At 46.9% G+C, this 16,316-nt stretch carries 15 protein-coding genes; 8 read left to right on the top strand and 7 right to left on the bottom strand.

The features are described 5' to 3' along the window. Nucleotides 1-61 precede the first annotated feature (61 nt). Together atpD and MJO57_RS30215 are read left to right on the top strand one after the other, a co-directional pair. A complete protein-coding gene (gene atpD, locus MJO57_RS30220; protein WP_252021090.1) occupies nt 62-1,438 on the top strand; it encodes a F0F1 ATP synthase subunit beta in 1,377 nt (458 codons plus the stop codon). 113 nt (nt 1,439-1,551) lie between these two features. After that, a complete protein-coding gene (locus MJO57_RS30215) occupies nt 1,552-1,977 on the top strand; it encodes a F0F1 ATP synthase subunit epsilon (protein WP_252021088.1) in 426 nt (141 codons plus the stop codon). 30 nt (nt 1,978-2,007) lie between these two features. Here MJO57_RS30215 and MJO57_RS30210 read toward each other — a convergent pair whose 3' ends face one another. After that, nucleotides 2,008-2,286 carry a hypothetical protein gene (locus tag MJO57_RS30210; RefSeq protein ID WP_252021086.1) on the bottom strand — a complete coding sequence of 93 codons (279 nt, stop codon included), beginning with the start codon at nt 2,284-2,286 and terminating at the stop codon, nt 2,008-2,010. Between MJO57_RS30210 and MJO57_RS30205 the strand changes: the two genes are divergently transcribed. Together MJO57_RS30205 and MJO57_RS30200 are read left to right on the top strand one after the other, a co-directional pair. Beyond that, complete coding sequence (locus MJO57_RS30205; RefSeq protein WP_252021084.1) at nt 2,285-2,569, top strand: DUF6444 domain-containing protein; 285 nt, start codon at nt 2,285-2,287, stop codon at nt 2,567-2,569. The two genes, MJO57_RS30210 and MJO57_RS30205, sit on opposite strands and share 2 nt — an antisense overlap. Beyond that, a complete protein-coding gene (locus MJO57_RS30200) occupies nt 2,526-3,800 on the top strand; it encodes an IS66 family transposase (RefSeq protein ID WP_252021082.1) in 1,275 nt (424 codons plus the stop codon). Before MJO57_RS30205 ends, MJO57_RS30200 begins: the two co-directional genes overlap by 44 nt. A 194-nt stretch (nt 3,801-3,994) precedes the next feature. Here the strand turns inward: MJO57_RS30200 and MJO57_RS30195 are convergent, their stop codons facing one another. Continuing rightward, the gene (locus tag MJO57_RS30195) at nt 3,995-4,510 is read right to left on the bottom strand and encodes a transposase (RefSeq protein ID WP_252021080.1); all 516 of its coding nucleotides are present in this window, start codon (nt 4,508-4,510) and stop codon (nt 3,995-3,997) included. 117 nt (nt 4,511-4,627) lie between these two features. Here MJO57_RS30195 and MJO57_RS30190 point away from each other — a divergent pair, with 117 nt between their 5' ends. Then, a complete protein-coding gene (locus MJO57_RS30190; protein ID WP_252017920.1) occupies nt 4,628-5,686 on the top strand; it encodes a transposase in 1,059 nt (352 codons plus the stop codon). Between the two features lie 2 nt (nt 5,687-5,688). Here the strand turns inward: MJO57_RS30190 and MJO57_RS30185 are convergent, their stop codons facing one another. Next, the gene (locus MJO57_RS30185) at nt 5,689-6,069 is read right to left on the bottom strand and encodes an IS110 family transposase (protein ID WP_252021078.1); all 381 of its coding nucleotides are present in this window, start codon (nt 6,067-6,069) and stop codon (nt 5,689-5,691) included. 382 nt (nt 6,070-6,451) lie between these two features. Then, a complete protein-coding gene (locus MJO57_RS30180; protein ID WP_252021076.1) occupies nt 6,452-7,780 on the bottom strand; it encodes a hypothetical protein in 1,329 nt (442 codons plus the stop codon). A gap of 195 nt (nt 7,781-7,975) precedes the next feature. Between MJO57_RS30180 and MJO57_RS30175 the strand changes: the two genes are divergently transcribed. Continuing rightward, entirely contained in the window at nt 7,976-9,208 is a 1,233-nt protein-coding gene (locus MJO57_RS30175) for an NAD(P)/FAD-dependent oxidoreductase (RefSeq protein ID WP_252021074.1), read from the top strand. Nucleotides 9,209-9,861: 653 nt separating this feature from the next. On the opposite strand, the gene MJO57_RS30170 is transcribed toward MJO57_RS30175, so the two are convergent. Beyond that, nucleotides 9,862-10,926 (bottom strand): OmpA family protein, encoded by a 1,065-nt coding sequence (locus MJO57_RS30170; protein ID WP_252021072.1) that lies wholly within the window; start codon nt 10,924-10,926, stop codon nt 9,862-9,864. A gap of 264 nt (nt 10,927-11,190) precedes the next feature. Here MJO57_RS30170 and MJO57_RS30165 point away from each other — a divergent pair, with 264 nt between their 5' ends. Further along, nucleotides 11,191-12,021 (top strand): Cof-type HAD-IIB family hydrolase, encoded by an 831-nt coding sequence (locus MJO57_RS30165; RefSeq protein ID WP_252021070.1) that lies wholly within the window; start codon nt 11,191-11,193, stop codon nt 12,019-12,021. 57 nt (nt 12,022-12,078) lie between these two features. Here MJO57_RS30165 and MJO57_RS30160 read toward each other — a convergent pair whose 3' ends face one another. Both MJO57_RS30160 and MJO57_RS30155 read right to left on the bottom strand, forming a co-directional pair. Then, entirely contained in the window at nt 12,079-12,774 is a 696-nt protein-coding gene (locus MJO57_RS30160; protein ID WP_252021068.1) for a substrate binding domain-containing protein, read from the bottom strand. Nucleotides 12,775-12,973: 199 nt separating this feature from the next. Beyond that, complete coding sequence (locus MJO57_RS30155) at nt 12,974-14,437, bottom strand: IS4 family transposase (protein ID WP_252021066.1); 1,464 nt, start codon at nt 14,435-14,437, stop codon at nt 12,974-12,976. Between the two features lie 258 nt (nt 14,438-14,695). On the opposite strand from MJO57_RS30155, the gene MJO57_RS30150 reads away from it, so the two are divergent. After that, complete coding sequence (locus MJO57_RS30150) at nt 14,696-16,057, top strand: ISNCY family transposase (protein ID WP_252017318.1); 1,362 nt, start codon at nt 14,696-14,698, stop codon at nt 16,055-16,057. Nucleotides 16,058-16,316 lie beyond the last annotated feature (259 nt).

Below are 16,316 nucleotides of genomic sequence, written 5' to 3'. Positions count from 1 at the left end.
TATAAGCTGCGGCCACATAAAAAGCGCGGCGGGATAAAAGATTAAAGGGTGAGGAAAGACTATGAGTAGCGGTCGTATCGTACAAATTATCGGCGCCGTCATCGACGTCGAATTCCCACGGGACAGTGTTCCCAAAGTCTATGATGCACTGAATGTGGATGGTAAGGATCTGGTACTGGAAGTTCAGCAACAGCTGGGTGACGGTGTCGTTCGTTCCATTGCCATGGGTTCTACCGAAGGGGTTGCCCGCGGTTTGAACGTTGCCAACACGGGCACTCCGATTCAGGTGCCTGTGGGTACCAAAACCCTGGGACGTATCATGGACGTTCTGGGTAATCCTATAGATGAAAAAGGCCCTATCGGTGAAGAAGAGAGAGCAGCCATTCACCGTAAGGCGCCAAGTTACGCGGACCAGGCAGCGACCAACGAGCTGCTGGAAACCGGGATCAAGGTCATCGACCTGGTTTGCCCATTTGCCAAGGGTGGTAAGGTGGGTCTGTTCGGTGGTGCCGGTGTGGGTAAAACCGTCAACATGATGGAACTGATCCGTAATATTGCCATCGAGCACTCCGGTTACTCGGTATTTGCCGGTGTGGGTGAGCGTACCCGTGAAGGTAACGACTTCTACCATGAAATGACCGACTCCAACGTTATCGACAAGGTCTCGCTGGTGTACGGCCAGATGAACGAGCCACCCGGAAACCGTCTGCGTGTCGCCCTGACCGGGCTGACCATGGCGGAAAAATTCCGTGATGAAGGCCGTGATGTACTGCTGTTTATCGACAACATCTACCGTTACACCCTGGCGGGAACCGAAGTATCGGCACTGCTGGGTCGTATGCCTTCTGCAGTAGGTTACCAGCCAACTCTGGCAGAAGAGATGGGTGTGCTGCAGGAGCGTATTACTTCCACCAAAACCGGTTCCATCACCTCTATTCAGGCGGTATACGTGCCAGCGGATGACTTGACTGACCCATCCCCTGCCACCACGTTCTCCCATCTGGATGCCACCGTGGTACTGAGCCGTGATATCGCTTCCAAGGGTATCTACCCGGCGATTGATCCACTGGACTCCACCTCCCGCCAGCTGGACCCTCTGGTTATTGGTCAGGAACATTATGAAGTCGCTCGTGGTGTGCAGACGGTACTGCAGCGCTATAAAGAGCTGAAAGATATCATTGCCATTCTGGGTATGGACGAACTGTCTGAAGAAGACAAGCAGACCGTATCCCGTGCCCGTAAGATTGAGCGATTCCTGTCTCAGCCATTCTTCGTAGCGGAAGTCTTCACCGGCTCTCCGGGCAAGTATGTGCCATTGAAAGATACCATTCGTGCATTCAAGGGCATTCTGGAAGGTGAGTATGACGCGCTGCCTGAACAGGCTTTCTATATGGTTGGTTCCATTGACGAAGCGGTTGAGAAGGCCAAGTCTATGTAAAACTCAGGCACCGGAAATAGTTTTTGTATTTCCGGTGTCCGGATTGAGGGGCATCGAAAATTGCTCCTGCATTTTCGATATACCGTCCATCCATGGACATAAGGTGACTCATAATGGCTTTAACCGTAGATTGTGACATTGTTAGTGCCGAGCAGGAAATCTTCAAAGGTCAGGTTGAGATGTTGATTGCTACCGGCTCTCTTGGAGACCTGGGTATTACTCCCGGGCATACACCATTGCTGACCGAACTGAGACCGGGTCCGATCCGTCTGGTTACCGAAGGCGGTGAAGAAGAAGTTTTCTACGTTTCCGGTGGCTTTCTTGAGGTCCAGCCAAACCAGATCAAGATTCTGGCAGATACCGCACTGCGTGCAGATGACATGAATGAAGCGGCGGCTGAAGAAGCCAAGCGTCAGGCAGAAAAAGCCCTGGAAAACCAGAGTGGTGAATTCGACTACTCAAGAGCAGCAACCCAGTTGGCCGAAGCCGCTGCCCAGCTGAGAACACTTCAGGCTATTCGCAAGAAACTGGGAAAGTAAACCCGATTTCATCCCTGCCACAAAACCCTGTTAAATCAGGGTTTTTGCAGGGCCTATAGAAATAAGGTTGCTGGCCCGGTTTAAACAACAACAACAACTCAAAAAACAACGTTCGTGACCAGATAAAAGGACACAGTAATAATCTGAGTACGTTTGTCTGATCGCTCTAGTACATGGTTTCAATGAGTTTGACGGGTTGTCGTTACCATAAGCCTTTGGTAACTGTTCAGCACCCCCACATAAATCTGGAATTTTCTGATTTCTATACCATCCTCTTAAGCACCATTTTTCCACAATATTCGCCAGCATGATTCCAGAACTACCCGCAACTATGTCGGCTGAGATTCTCTTGAAAGAGAATGCAGAGCTGCGGATGAGAGTTGCCTGTCTGGAAGAGCGATGTCGAGAATTGGAAGAAAAGGTTGGCAAGAACAGTCAAAACAGCAGCAAGCCGCCATCGTCTGATGGTTATCAAAAACCTTGTAAAAACAGTAATTCTCCAGATCATTCTGACGACCTTTCCGCAGATAAAGGTACCGATCCATCGGATGAAAAACCCAATCCTAGAAAGTCTGAGACAGTCTTCTGGTAATAAAGCCGGTGGAAAGAAAGGGCATCAGGGCACTTGTCTTAAACAGGTCGATATCCCTGACTATATTGAGTACCTTCCGGTTAAAGAATGCAATAAATGTCAGGCGTCTCTTCTTGATAGTGAGCCGGTCAAATATATTGAACGACAGGTGTTTGAACCAGGGAGACCGGGTGAATTTGAAGTAACGGCCCATAGAGCTGAAGTAAAAATCTGCACTTGTGGTTGTCGGAATCAGGCTGAATTCCCGGAAGGTGTTACCGCTGCCGCACAATATGGCTCAGCCACACAGGCTATGGCCGTCTATCTTAACCAATACCATTTCCTGCCTTTTAAGCGCGTGTCAGAGTATTTTAATACTCTCTATAAAATGAGTGTAAGTGCAGGCACTGTCGCCAATTTTGTGGCCAGAACCTATGAAAATCTGGCTTCTACTGAAGAGGTTATTCGTGACGCCTTGCGGGAATCGTCTGTTGCCGGAGCCGATGAAACGGGTATGCGGGCCGAGGGCTCTTTGCACTGGCTACACGTTATGCGGGATGAACAATGGACGCTCTACTACTTGTCTGAAAAGCGAGGTCGTGAGGCCATGGACACGATGGGCATACTGCTAACATTTGCAGGCGTTCTGGTTCATGATCATTGGAAATCCTATTTTGCATATGCGGCAACTCACGTACTTTGCAATGCCCATCACCTGAGGGAGCTTTTGGGTGTTGTTGATAGGGACAGCAATCAACTGGCGTTGCGATTGATGAAGCTACTGAGGCTTTCCTGGCATTACTGCAAGGGCTTTAAGACCATAGGTATGCTACAGATGCCAAGTGTTGTCTGTGAACGAATCGAGAAGATTTATGACCGGTTGCTTCAGCGGGCTCTAATGAAAGAAGTCGTCTATATGGAGAAGCAACGAGAGGAGCTTAAGCGCAAGAAAGTCAAGAATACTAAAGCTTACAATCTCTTCAAACGACTCACTGAGTTCAAGGCTGAGACACTGCGCTTCATGTCAGATTTTACCATTCCCTTCGATAACAATGGCAGTGAGCGGGATGTTCGAATGGCCAAGTTAAAGCAGAAAATCTCAGGCTGCTTCAGGAGTGCAGACGGTGGTTCTATGTTTGCACGGATTCGCAGCTATTTGTCGTCTGCCAGAAAACAGGGAATGGACATATATCAATCACTTCATAGAGCTGTTCGGAATTACTGTAATATGCCTTTGCTCAGTGCTGAATAGTTACAGCCTTTGTACTCCGTTCGTCCTGAGGCTCTATGTTTCTTGTCAACATAATTTTCAACAATTATCAGTGGAAATTTTAGAGCCTTGTTGAAACTTTAAACAAAACGAAACCACTGCCAAGAACCCTAGCCGTTAGCAGTTTCAAGGTCCTCCCTGCATTATCTCAGGTCCTTGATGGCCCAGTGATAAGCCTATAAAGCACTTTGCATTACAGGGGAACGATACATAGCCATATCAAATGCTTTCTTACTACGCCATACGCTGAACGCAATTCGCAGCAGTTTGCGCATCACCGCCACCAAAGCCTGAGTACAACTCATTCTGGACGTGTAGTGCTCATACATTGGTTTAAATGCGCCACGGCAAGCTGACATCGCTACGTTGTACAACAAACGGCGACCTTCGCTTGAACCTTGCTTGCTCAGTCTGCGGCGACCGCGTTTCGTGCCAGAGTCTTTAAACTGCAGATCAAGTCCAAAAAAGGCAATGAATTGATCTCCAGATTTGAAGTCTCCTCTGGCCATTTCGTTGGAAAAAAAGGCCGAACTCAATGCACCAAAGCCCGGAATACTCTTCATCGCCTTAAAGCCTTCCTGTTGCTCCGGATCTTCGTTTTTCATGGTTTCCATGATCTTTTTTTCCAGCTCATCGATCAATTTTTTCAGGGCCTCCAGGGCATCATTGAGCATTGTTAGCTCAACAGGCATTGACTTACACGTCATTGAAATAGCCTGACGATGCCTGACTACTGACGCACGATGGTTCGTTAGCATTTTAATCACTCAAGTTACGCACCTTGCTGAAAATCAGCCATTATTGGTGGCATGAAAAATGATCTCATAGAACTTTATTCTGACTACCTGTTGTCGTCGTCTGGGAAGACCACTGCAACGGGAGTGTCAGAGCTTTTGGATAATGTCTACAGTCATGACCAATTCACCCGATTGCTTTCAAACAATGAGTTTACCAGTCGTGACTTATGGCTTTACGTTAAACCCGTCGTGCGACAGGTTGAGTGCAGTGATGGGGTTTTGATCTTTGACGATACGATTCAGGAAAAGCAGTTCAGCAAAGAGAATGCCCTGAACACCTGGCATTTTGATCATACAAAAAATCGCACCGTGAAAGGTATAAATCTGCTCAATGCACACTACCATGCCGGAGATGCGTCGATTCCTGTCGCCTATAAATTGATCGAGAAAACCATCCTGTACACCGACTTGAAGACAAAAAAGGTAAGACGATATGCAGAGCAAACCAAAAATGAAATGATGCGGGAGATGCTGATGATTTGCTGCCATAACCAGCTTATGTTCCGCTATGTCCTTGCAGATAGCTGGTTTTGCTCAAACGACAATATGATGTTTATTCGACACGACTGTAATAAACATTTCCTGATGGCGATGAAGTCAAACCGCAAGGTATCCCTCAGTCTGGACGACAAATTACAAGGCCGTTCACAGCGTATAGATACTGTTGATTTTTCAGAAGATAAGCCTGTACAAGGGTGGATAGCAGGTGTCGATTTCCCTGTTCTGCTATACCGTCAGGTCTTTAAAAACAAAGACGGAAGCACAGGCATTCTCTATCTGGTTTGCAGCGATCTTGACTGTGATGCCGAGACTCTCAAGGCAATCTACGAGAAACGGTGGAAAGTCGAGGTCTTCCATAAAACGCTGAAATCGAATGCGTCAATGGCCAAGTCACCGGCGCATACTGTGAGAACACAGAGTAATCATATCTTTCTTTCAATTTACTCAGCCTTCAGGTTGGAAGTATTGTCATTGAAAGTAAATCTGAATCACTTTCAGCTCAGAGCCAAAATCTATATGGCAGGGCTGAAAGCTTCGTTGGGGCAGCTGAGAGAGCTGTTAGCTGCGTAACTTCAGTTAATCAGTTCCTGGTTGGCTGTGGCTGGCCTCCAGGGCTTTAGACTGTCATGTTCATTGCTCAGATAACGTCGAATAATTGCAGCATCTGCCTTATCGCTCTTTTGCCGACGACCTATTCCGGCTGCGTAATGATACACAGCCCTTGGGTTAAGTACATAAACGGTATGACCATGCTGGAATGCAACAGAAGCCAGTAATGAGTGGTAACGACCCGTTACTTCCATGGCAATAGCTGTTGCCCGAGGCAAAGAAGCGACCCACTCTGTAATTGCGGTGAGTGAGTTGTCAATGCGTTCAACAGAACCATTGTGCAGACAAATGTCTAACCATCGAGAAGCCACATCCACACCAACGAAGTTAGTTACCATTTCCATAGTACAGTCCCTGATGTAATCTTTATGCGGATGGGGTGACCACAGGCTGGCGTTAGCTTGCGAAAATTGTCTGCTGCAGGGCAGTAACGCTCCTAATCGTCGCTCATGCTTGTGGGTGGGGACTTCTCAGTCAGTCTGTCCTGAAGGCAGTAAGCAGTCGATGCCCCTCACCCCGTCTCTGTACTTATACAAGTAATCAGAGACAGGTTAAACATACAAGCCTGTCGAAGGGCGCAAACTCTGGCCCATGATAGATCGTGCCAAACACCCTTCGACTCCGCTCAGGATGAACGGAGATGGTACACGTCAATCTCATTAAAATGATTTACTGGTACAGAAAAGCGCTAATACCCATACAGCCGAGCTTCATCGATTTTACTGATTATTTTTTAAGTGTTCCTGACTTGTGATGTTCAAAGGTCGATTTTTCGTTAGCAACCAGTGCGGCATTCAGTTTATCAAAAATGTAATTATAGTTGTCAGCAAAAGCCTGATCATTCGAAACTGAATCACTTTCATACAGGCTATTAATTTTTGTGCTGACGTCTTTAATTATTTGCTCCAGGTGAGTATTTCCAGACTGAGTCACTCCCATCACCGCATTTTCTACTATTTTTTGGGGTAAAACATATAGTCCACAAGGGTCTCCCGGAAAGGTAACCCAATCAGGAACACCCAGTATTTCTTCCGGTTTTAATGGGATATCAGGAAGCCTTGCGGTCATCGTGGTATCAAAATCACGGTAAATAAGGTTTCCATCAACACCGGATAGTTTGTCAGAGTTGAAAAGGACAATACATCGCTGTAAGTCAACATAAATTGCTTTTTGCCCGCCACTTAATGGTAATGGTTGAGCAAGAAAATCCAGTTTATCCAGTTGCTCTTTATTTAATTGATTGATTTGTTGTTGTAATGCATTAGAAACCAATATGGATATGTTCTTATTGGCTAAATCAAAAATCATCGACAGTTGGCTGCCGTTGAATATCTGCATCCATGGATTTTTAGCAACGATATTTGTCCAAACAGACCTGCTATCGTCGCCATAAACAGAGCTGAATCTGCCATCACTATGGCCAATGGCGGTGACTACTCTGTTAACAAGCTCAAACTTCTGTCTTGTACCTTGCATTTCTATCCAGCTAAAATAGCTTTTTAATTTGCATAATGATTCATTGTTAACCAGATTTTTATTAAGATCTGCGTAATCATAAACGTGTAATTTTGAGTGTTTTTTTTCAAGGTCCCCGAAAAAATCACCAATAGCCTCTATTTGGTCACTATCGAGCAATTCAGGCTGAAAAATTTCAAATACAAGATGCAGTGTCGGGGTATCCATTGGATAATCGTGATTTAACTGGTCAATAATGCAGTTTAATTGTTTCATTTCCTTTTGACCCAGTATGGGTAGATCTTTTACCAGCTTTTTAGAGTTACATTCATCATTAAAAATAACCCATTGCATGAATTGGTCAGATTTTCCTGGTAGCGTCTGAGTTTCAGTTTTTGAAGTTACTGAAGATGCAATTTTACGACTATTTATCGCTTTATTTTCTGACGGAGTTGTGCTGGAACAGATTTCAGAACTTTTTATTCCGACTTGCTCATGATGAGCCGTGACTGCTTTTAAATCAAAAATCGGTACTGACTGTTCATTTTGGATTGTTTGTACAGGGTAACGGTATTGATTACATTGGCTTTTATCAATCATGATTGTATTCATCTGTTTATATTTCAATAATTGGTAGTTTATTAAGGTTGGTGTTTTAAACCATGAATTCAACGGTATTTACCTAAACAGCCTGTTAGGAAAGCTAACACTAAGAGAAAAGTTCAATACGCTTCATCTGGAATTTATTTCACTGTTCATTTATAGTGCATTTTTCGATACCGCCTACCTAACTCCATGCCGTTAAATAATTCTCTTTTGCCTTCCATGCAATACGATGCCGTTATTATCGGGGCCGGGGCTTCCGGGTTGATGTGTGCACTGACAGCGGGTGATCGCAGCCGAAAGGTGCTGGTCATCGACCATGCCAACAAGATTGGTAAAAAGATTCTGATTTCCGGTGGTGGTCGCTGTAACTACACCAATATGTACGCTGAACCGGCAAACTATCTTTCCGGGAATCCCCATTTCTGTAAGTCGGCACTGGCTCGTTATACACAGTGGGATTTTCAGGCGCTGGTGGATAAGCACCGTATTCCCTGGCATGAGAAAACCCTGGGGCAGCTGTTCTGTAACCAGCAATCCAGCGATATAGTGGCGATGCTGGTGGAGGAGTGTAGAAAGTCTGGTGTCACCATTCGCCTGAAAACAGCATTACACCACGTTAGCCCATTGGATGATTTATCCGGATTTTTGCTGGATACCACGTTGGGAGCGATTCGCTGCACATCGCTAGTCGTGGCAACCGGTGGCTTGTCATTCCCCACCATGGGAGCTTCCGGTCTCGGTTATGAATTGGCGGAGCAGTTTGGACACCCGTTAATAGAGAGAATGCCAGGCCTGGTGCCATTCACAATGGATAAACAGTGGCTCTCTCATTTTATTGAGTTATCAGGAGTCAGTGCCGATGTCATCGCCAGCTGTAACGGGCAGAGCTTTCGTGAAAATGTGCTCTTTACCCACAGAGGACTGAGCGGGCCGGCCATATTGCAGATTTCTTCCTACTGGCGGCCAGGCAATAAAGTTGCTATCAACTGGCTACCTGGCCTATCCATAAAAGACTGGTTTAACGAACTGAGAGAATCGAAGCCAAAGGCTGAGATTCGCTCGGTACTGTCAGATCAATTGACCAAACGATTGACAGCTGCTCTGTGCACCTTTGGCGAGCTACAGGCATTGACGGACAGTGGTTGTAAACCAGTTAACCGGTTTTCTCCAACAGAGCTACAACGTCTGGCTGAAAGTCTGGAGTCCTGGGAAGTGATGCCAGCAGGCACCGAAGGGTATAAAAAAGCAGAAGTCACACTGGGCGGTGTCGCAACCAACAATATTTCATCCAAAACCTTTGAGAGTCAGAACCAGTCAGGGCTTTATTTTGTTGGTGAGGTACTGGATGTGACCGGCCACCTTGGGGGGTTCAACTTCCAGTGGGCATGGGCTTCAGGGCATTGTGCCGGGTTGTATGTGTGAATTGTGTGTTGAACCAATAGAGCCCGAAACAGTCTTACAGGTGAATAGCTACAAATTATGAACATTTCAAAGAATGCATTTCTTCTTGCCAGGATAAGGAAATTTCGGGGCTTTTGGCCAAAGCCATTAACCATGCATGTAATGCAATGGAGATAAGTCAGTATCTTGATGCATCATGTTCCAGTCAGTTAGGATGCTGTCTTCGTATTGTCGCATTATTTCCTGTTGAGAATGTACCAGCTAGCTTTCCGGGGATGAATTGAACGATCTTGCTTCTGCCTTTTTTACCAGAGCGAACAAACTGGCCCCTAACAGGCAGGATCGGCTCAAAAATGAAGCCTGGAGGAAAGCAGAGTATGATTTTTTAGCAAGGCTAGGAGGCTGACCGAGAATAGCGCCCGTAGCGAGGATGGCAGAAAATTGAGGATAAAAAGCCGGAAATTTTTCGTGAATAGTGGTTCTATTTGCTAAAAATTCTCGGCTTTTTAGACCGATTTTCTGCCACCGCAGTAGGGCAGTCTATTCTCGGTCAGCCTCCTCGCGTCAGGATAACCAGCGTCCTCTGAAACCTCAGCCTCTTGGTGAGTTTTCAAAGCATCTACTCTGCATTCCCCTATATAAGAGACAATTGTCTCCTATGGCCAGTCAGGGTATTAAGCGCCAATAACCTCGGCAGTCACACGACGGTTCTGCTGACGACCTTCGATGGTATCGTTGTCGGCAACCGGCTTGCCTTCACCCATACCCACCGCATCAATACGCTCTGCGTCGATCCCATGCTTCTCGATCAGTTGCTGGCGGATGGTGTCGGCACGACGAACAGACAGCTGATCATTGTATGCTGCTTGTCCGCTGGCATCGGTATGACCTTCAATAAGGATGCGAACTTCCGGGTAACGCTGCAGGAACTCACCCATCTTGGCTATCTGATCACTGCCTTCCTGATTAACGACTTCGGAATCGAATGCGAAGTTAACCAGCAGATCAATGGCTTTCATTGGCTCACAGCCAGTCTGGTCAACGGTAATGCCTGCCGGAGTATTTGGGCACAGGTCGTCCTTGTCCAGTACGCCGTCGTAATCAGCATCAAGAACCGGTGTTGGCTCAACCGCTGCAATCACTTCTTCCTGAACCGGCTCAACCACTGCAACAGGTTCTGCCGCTTTGGCTACACTGCCAAAGGTCCAGGTCAGGGCAACATTCGCCATGGCTTCTGTCTGAGCGTAATCCAGGGTACGAACGGCACGAACATCACCACGGATAGCCAGGTTTGGAGTAAATGCCTTTCTCAAACCAAAACCGGCATTCATACGAGTGTCGTCGTGTTCACCTTCTGCGTCGAGGTCAACGTCCAGTTCGGAAATACCGGCAACAACGTAAGGGGTCAGTGAACCATCCCATGGTGTCAGGTCGTAGAAGGCGTCCAGACGGAATTCTTTAAGATCTGCATCTCCGCCTGTCTTCTGCTCTGTGGAGTACTGAGAGTAAATACCTTCGAAACTGAAACGATCGTTCATACGATAGCCAATACCGACTTCCGGTGCCACTTCGTTGTCCAGACCGCGGTAGCTGTCCAGACCGTTGTAAGCACCACCGATGGTAAATGTCAGTCCTTTATCCACGACCGGTGATGCCACTTCACTGGCAAGAACAGAACTGCTGACAGTTGTGCCAATGGCAATGGCAATCAGTGAGCGTGCGAAACCTTGCACTTTCATGGTGTCTTCTCTGCGTGTGTTTTGTGTTGTGTTTGGACCTTTGGAGCGCATGCGGCAAAGGGCGGAGGAGATAAGGTGATTTTTACGCCGGAATGAATACTCTGTAACTACGTATCTATACCTATGCATATAACTTATGCCGACGTGTGTGGCCAGTGTACTTGATTAAGCACTGTGCTTATTATTGCAATGGCAAAGCTTCTCAAAGAGAAGGTAAATGTGTGTAACACCGAAACAATTCTACCCCCAGAGATAACGACTGAAATGACAGGCTGCACCGTAATCAAATTAATTGCTGTCGATATGGATGGCACATTTCTGAAAGATAACAAAACGTATAACCGGGAGCGTTTTCTGGAACAGTTCAAGGCCCTGAAGGCTCGGGGTATTCGATTTGTTGTGGCCAGTGGCAACCAGTATTACAAGTTGCGATCCTATTTTGAGGGTATCGATGCTGGCGATATTGCTTACGTTGCAGAAAATGGCGGCTATGTTCACGATGGACAGCAGGCGTTGTTTGTTGCGGATATTGCAGTGGCAACCCTGAACCGTGTCTACCCGTTTCTGAATAGCCTGAAAGCGGTAACTGCCATTATCTGTGGCCGCGACAGCGCCTATGTTTTGAACACTGCTGATCCTGCAGAGGTGGCCAATGCCCGCAATCACTACCAGCGTCTTGAGTTGATACAAAGCTATCGGGATATAAACGACACAATTCTAAAGATCGCCATCAAAATGTCGCCGGATATTCACGAAAGCGTATTGGAAGCAGCAAGAAAGGAACTGGGTGATGTGCTGGTGTCGGTTACCAGTGGTCACGAGTGGATTGATCTGATTATTCCCGGTGTTCATAAGGCCCACGGTATCCATCTGTTGCAGGAACAGTGGAATATTGCCGACGATGAGGTGGCTGCCTTTGGTGATAGCGGCAATGATATAGAGATGCTGCAGAAAGCAGGCTTCAGTTTTGCCATGAACAATGCCAGCGACAGTGTCCGGCAGGTCGCCCGTTATTCAGCGCCTGCGAATAATGATGAAGGCGTTCTGGATACCATTGACCATATTCTCAGTGGTGAGCTGGATAAGCTGAGTTAAAATATCACGTTTGCTGGTACACCCTGATGAACGAAAATCACGTAGGTGAACGGGCTTTCATTCAGGAACCAGTCTCGATAATCGCGATGGTTTGTTTAGCTGATCCCGATAAGTGCTCAGGAAAAAATCTTTAAACAATACACATCCCTGGTCCATCTGCCTCACTTCAGGGTAGTAAAGGTTGAGCATCCAGTGGGCCGTCTGATAATCGGGCAGCAGTTTTTCCAGCTGCCCACTTCGGATACTGCTTTCAACCACGTATCGTGGTAAATAGGCGATTCCCATTCCCATTTTTGCAGCATCAAACAGCAGGTTGGTGTCACTGACTTCCAGGTTATCTGAAATATTAATCAAACGAACCTGACTTTCTTTACTAAAAGCCCACTGTCGTGAATGAGTCAGGGAGTCCGCATACAGGCAGGTATGCTCCTGCAGTTGTTCTGGATGATGTATCGGCTGGCGGGCTGTCAGATAGTCTGTTGAGGCGACCAGGACAAAGGGCTCGGTCAGCAAATTTCGTTTGACCAGGGGGAGCGTGGGATTTTCCTGAGGCTGGTATGACGTTTCGGCATTGATAATCAGGTCATAACGGCAGTACTGGCTCAAGCCATAGGGATTGATATCCAGTGAGAAACGCACTTTACGATATCGCCGGTTAAAGGCATTAATCACCGGGAGCAGTACGCTCTGTGCAAAGATCGGGGTGCAACAGATGCGCACCCGTCCCCGGGGCTCATCAACAAAGCTATCCATTTCCTGAATCAGCGAATATATGTTATCGCTGATGGGGCCGAATTTCTCAAACAGGCATTGCCCGGCCGAGGTCAGGATAAATGATGCGCCACGTCGACAATAAAGCTTAACACCCAATTGCGGTAAAAAAGCTAATCCAGGTCATAGTCTGTGCATGTTGTTGTAAGTAAAAGGTCCTCATCCATAGCCTGACTCTTGATCACATCTCTCCAGCGCTGAACTGCCGGGCTATCTGCCAGGTTTTTACCCGATCCTGCAATTTCGCCCAGCCTTCCCATACCACTAACCAGCCGGGCTGCCCTGTATGCTTTGAATCACCCCAACCACCAAGCCGAGCAATCGTTTGAAGCAGCCAAGTGACTGTTGGCGGCTTATCGGGCAACGCTTTTTTTTCATAGGTTAGCCAGAGAACCTGCCATTCATCATCACTGACCACCTCATTCGCGAGTGTTTTTTCACTCCAAAGCTTTCTGTCTTTGTGCTGCCTGTCATTCGGTAACATTTTTCTGTCTTTGTGCTGCCTGTCATTCGGTAACATTAATGCTTCACGGATTTGCATTAGTCTGACAGCGACAAACATTAATATGACCGCAAGTCGTTCAATGTTATCCGGAGATTGCAGACGAAGCCTTTCTACTCCTGCTCCCGATTTCCAAGCCTTATGGAACTCTTCTATTCGCCATCGGAGCTCGTAAAATCGAATGATAGAGCGACAGTCTTCGAATGTTTCAATATCTTCAGTTGTCAATAGTACCCAGTGCAAACGGTCTTCGGAGTCATTGCCAATCTCTTCAGCCGACACAATATTCATAGTTACCGGTTCCGGCCTGCCGCCTGGCCTTTGCGGCGCCTGTATTGTCATCTTCTTTCTTTTGACCTGCAGCGTTGCCTTTCGCTTCTTTCTACCTCCTTTTTGAGGAACCACTATCGTATATTTCCCCAACACTTCAGTCTGAGCTAAGGAATCAAATAATAAGAGTTCGCCATCCACCAGGATTCTGTTTTGTGTAGCTCTTACAACAAACCGCTGTCGGTTATCCAGTTTGTAGTGCATATATTCGTATATATCCGCCTCCCGGTCGCAAACACTGATGATGTCAGGCATTTTACCCCCCATCCTTTGTTCTGTGTTTTCAGAGGCTCTTTGCCACTTAAAGCTTTCCTTTCCCTCGTAAGGTAGCTGACGACGTTGGTTCTTTTTCCCCCGCTGAACGTCCTCTCTAACCCATCGTTCTTGATCAATAAGCCCAATGCTTCGCTCTGTATCCGCATCAACCAAGAAGACAGAGTGGACGTGGAATCCTCTGGTTTTAGAGCCTTCAGGACCTCCAAGATCACCAAGCTCGGATCTGACAGCATGTTTATAACCCAGGGTTGTTGTATCTTCGAGAGCCAGAAGTAGGCGAGACTGTCTCGCTATTTTGGCAGTTGCCTGAAAGCCTGCCTCAGCTATTGCTTCAGGCTTTACGGCCTCATTCTCAATCAGCCGGTAAGCTCCAGTTACCAGTGCGGTATAACCTTCGCATGAAGATGACAAAGAATTACCGGTATGAGCTGAAAGCTCGGCAGCAACTTTGACAAGTCGTTTTGTACGTCGAGTATCGCCCAAATCAGCACATCCAAAAGTTAGTTCTGACCATGGTTTAGGAGAAAGTGGAAGCATGACCTGTTTTATCAGTGAGAAATGATAGAACAAGGTAGCTATTTGTGATCAAGAGACAGATCCATAGCCAGGGCAGTGGTTTGACGTTAAAAGCTCAGCTTCGGTATGCCGTAAGTAGCTAGTTCTCGTCCAAAAACACAACCAATTGAAAACTGTAGATTTTACCCTGAAAAATTAAGTGGAGCCCTACTGCTATCTGGCGACTAAACTTCCCAAGAGCAAGAAACATAAGGGATTGCCAAAAACAGAGGACTCCAAATGCGCAAAAAACGCAACCCGCAGTGTAGTATGGAACTCCATTACGTACCTCATGAAATCTGCTCCCAGCTTTCCGGTATCTCGCAATGGCTTGACGCCCATCCACAGTTCAATGACTGGATTTATGAGGACTTAAGTTCTGGTGATAAACAGAACACTGGGCGGAACGGACTATCAGCAGAATCCGTTCTTCGTGCGGCACTCCTGAAACAGTATTTGAATTGTGATTATGACTACTTGTCGTTTGTTTTGATGGACTCCATGCTCTTTCGAGACTTTTGTCGCCTCGAACCAAACCAGCGCCCCAGTCGCTCCAGTTTGCATGGGCTCATCAGCCTTCTTACTGCATCTACATGGGAACGGATTAATAACTGTCAGCTAATGACCGCTAAAGATCAGGGTATTGAAAAAGGGCGCACTGTGGCTATTGACAGCACAGTCACCGAATCGGATATCAAACCTCCTTGCGACAGTGATCTTTTAGCCAGTTCCGTTAAAGAAATTTGTCGGCTGCTGGAACGGGGACAAACACTGACAGCGACACCGCTTTATGAATATACCCATCACAACCGAGCCGTAAAAGATGCGGCCAGAAAATGCATCTACGCTGGCAAAGAAGAGCGGCATCAGCATTATAAAAAACTGCTGCAGTTGACCCGAAAATCCCGGAAGGTACTTATCGAAGCTACTGTCACGCTAGCAAACGCCCGTCAGCAGGGGCAGTGTCTCCTGGCTGATGATGCCGACAAGTGGCAGGCCGATGTGGATCACCTGTTACCCCTGGTGGATGCAATAGTCTCCCAGACAGAGCGCAGGGTCTTTAAGGGTGAAAAGGTGCCAGCCCAGGAAAAAGTGGTTAGCCTGTATGAACCCCATACGGATATCATCGTAAAAGACAGGCGGCAAGTACAGTATGGCCATAAACTGAACCTGGTTCAGGGAAAAAGTCGATTGATCCTGGACCTGGTTATTGAGGAAGGTAACCCAGCGGATTCGGACCAATTCATTCCGATGATGGAAAGACAAAAAGAAATTTATGGTCGTGTACCTCGCCAGACAAGCGGTGACGGCGGATACGCGTGTCGCGCTAATTTGGAAAAAGCCAAGGCCATGGGAATCAGCGATGTAGCTTTTAATAAGAAGCGCGGACTTGAAGTCGAAGAGATGACTAAAAGTCAGTATGTGTATAAAACGCTCTTTCGCTTCCGGGCAGGTATTGAAGCGGGAATTTCGTGGCTAAAGAGATGTTTTGGGCTATCACGTTGCCACTGCAAGGGTTCTGAGCGTTTTGATTCTCATTGCTGGTTATCGGTGGTCTGTTACAACCTGGTGATTCTGGCCAGACACCCGGCACCATCCTGATAGCCACCTCCACGCTACATGAAAGTACCTTTCCAGCATGGTGGGAGGATGTTTTCTGCCTGCTTTTCGCGTTTTTCTCCAATATCCGTCCCAGATTAGAGAAAAAAAGGGAAGAGTTTTTGCGGCTCTCTGGAATTTCAGGAAATATCAAAACGAACGTACAATCTAATTATGATTGCCTGATGCGTTTTTGGACGAGAACTAGCTAACCGTTACCAAAAATTAAATTAAACGGTTAGACATCAGGAACAAATTCCTA

It is taken from the genome of Endozoicomonas sp. SCSIO W0465 (genome assembly GCF_023716865.1).
Classification (GTDB): domain Bacteria; phylum Pseudomonadota; class Gammaproteobacteria; order Pseudomonadales; family Endozoicomonadaceae; genus Endozoicomonas.
Note: the sequence above shows the minus strand (reverse complement) of the source record. Positions and strands in the feature narration are given on the sequence as shown.

Coding starts and splice junctions, on each gene's coding strand:
- atpD (WP_252021090.1), top strand. CDS start 62: ATGAGTAGCGGTCGTATCGTACAAATTATCGGCGCCGTCATCGACGTC.
- MJO57_RS30215 (WP_252021088.1), top strand. CDS start 1,552: ATGGCTTTAACCGTAGATTGTGACATTGTTAGTGCCGAGCAGGAAATC.
- MJO57_RS30205 (WP_252021084.1), top strand. CDS start 2,285: ATGATTCCAGAACTACCCGCAACTATGTCGGCTGAGATTCTCTTGAAA.
- MJO57_RS30210 (WP_252021086.1), bottom strand. CDS start 2,286: ATGCTGGCGAATATTGTGGAAAAATGGTGCTTAAGAGGATGGTATAGA.
- MJO57_RS30200 (WP_252021082.1), top strand. CDS start 2,526: ATGAAAAACCCAATCCTAGAAAGTCTGAGACAGTCTTCTGGTAATAAA.
- MJO57_RS30195 (WP_252021080.1), bottom strand. CDS start 4,510: ATGCCTGTTGAGCTAACAATGCTCAATGATGCCCTGGAGGCCCTGAAA.
- MJO57_RS30190 (WP_252017920.1), top strand. CDS start 4,628: ATGAAAAATGATCTCATAGAACTTTATTCTGACTACCTGTTGTCGTCG.
- MJO57_RS30185 (WP_252021078.1), bottom strand. CDS start 6,069: ATGGAAATGGTAACTAACTTCGTTGGTGTGGATGTGGCTTCTCGATGG.
- MJO57_RS30180 (WP_252021076.1), bottom strand. CDS start 7,780: ATGATTGATAAAAGCCAATGTAATCAATACCGTTACCCTGTACAAACA.
- MJO57_RS30175 (WP_252021074.1), top strand. CDS start 7,976: ATGCCGTTAAATAATTCTCTTTTGCCTTCCATGCAATACGATGCCGTT.
- MJO57_RS30170 (WP_252021072.1), bottom strand. CDS start 10,926: ATGAAAGTGCAAGGTTTCGCACGCTCACTGATTGCCATTGCCATTGGC.
- MJO57_RS30165 (WP_252021070.1), top strand. CDS start 11,191: ATGACAGGCTGCACCGTAATCAAATTAATTGCTGTCGATATGGATGGC.
- MJO57_RS30160 (WP_252021068.1), bottom strand. CDS start 12,774: ATGGATAGCTTTGTTGATGAGCCCCGGGGACGGGTGCGCATCTGTTGC.
- MJO57_RS30155 (WP_252021066.1), bottom strand. CDS start 14,437: ATGCTTCCACTTTCTCCTAAACCATGGTCAGAACTAACTTTTGGATGT.
- MJO57_RS30150 (WP_252017318.1), top strand. CDS start 14,696: ATGCGCAAAAAACGCAACCCGCAGTGTAGTATGGAACTCCATTACGTA.